This is a genomic window from Arenibacter sp. F20364, assembly GCF_023015905.1.
Lineage (GTDB): Bacteria > Bacteroidota > Bacteroidia > Flavobacteriales > Flavobacteriaceae > Arenibacter.
In genome coordinates this window covers 1-1148 of sequence record NZ_JALKBD010000106.1, presented here as the reverse complement: position 1 = coordinate 1148, position 1148 = coordinate 1, and the positions used below count along the sequence as shown (strand labels likewise).

Here is a 1148-nt window from a genome sequence, read left to right as displayed (position 1 = left end):
GTGTCACTAATCCCGTCTTTGTCGCTATCGTTTTGTGCGTTGCCCCCTGTTATGCTCGGGAAAGTACCGGAATTTACCAGGGAACCTAGACCAGATTTGTAATTGTTGATAATCCTTGAATCTACGGCATCTCTAGTGGGCAGGCTGGCTCCCACGTGGTCCAATAGTTCGTCCTCCAAAGCACTTGCCGGAATGGCAGAATATCCGGAGGAATCAAATGGGGCGGATTTTAAATAAGGCTTAAGGTTTGAGGAATATTCGCTCTGTCCGGACGCCGCAATATTGCCCGCAATATATGCATAGGTGTCCCCAGGATTTCCGGTTCCGTCCTCTTCGCCCTGTACGGATGCATTTCCGCCAAAGGAAATTGATGGCGCCTTTTTGAATATATTGTTGAGCGAGGTGAATTTAATTCCCAGACTTGGGTTGTTCCCTCCTCTATAACCGTAAACAATATTGTTTATTTGTTCAAACTGGAAGGCTCCTCTTATAGGCCAATTCGCCCTTATGTTCCTTTCCTTGTTGTTTGCAAAGAGATTATTTATCACGGATATATTTCTATTGTTTTTATAACTTAAGAGGCCATAGCCACTTTCGGCAATGATACAATTTTGGATTGTTACATTGCTTATGGTACTGCCTGAAAAACCGCCGACCAGGGAGATGTTTTCATCCTGGGCCCAGCTAACACTGCAATGGTCTATAATAATGTTTTCTATTTTATTGCCGGAATAGGCGGTAATATTTATTCCGTCCTCATTGGAGGCTGCCCCTGATGTGCTGGAACCAAGTCGGAACCTTATATATCTCACTATGACATTACTGGCGCTTATCCTAAGTTCTCCACCCCTGATCAAAATGCCACCTCCCGGAGCGGTTTGTCCGGCAATGGTTACATTTCCCTTTCCATAGGGGATGTCAAAATAATTCTTCGCATTGATTGTCCCACCTACGTCGAATACAATGGTTCTGGTACCTGATGCTTGCAGAGCCTCCCTAAAACTACCGGATCCGCTATCATTTAGGTTTGTAACATGGATGACTTTGCCGCCCCTTCCACCAGTGGCATATTGGCCGAAGCCTTCAGCTCCAGGGAAAGCCTTCAATCCGCCCATCTCCACAGGTTCTTCCGTTGTAGGGGTTTTGTC

At 45.8% G+C, this 1148-nt stretch carries 1 pseudogene; it reads right to left on the bottom strand.

Annotation, left to right across the window (positions count from 1 at the left end):
* Window positions 1-1148, bottom strand: a pseudogene (locus MWU84_RS23895) (hypothetical protein); the annotation flags it as partial.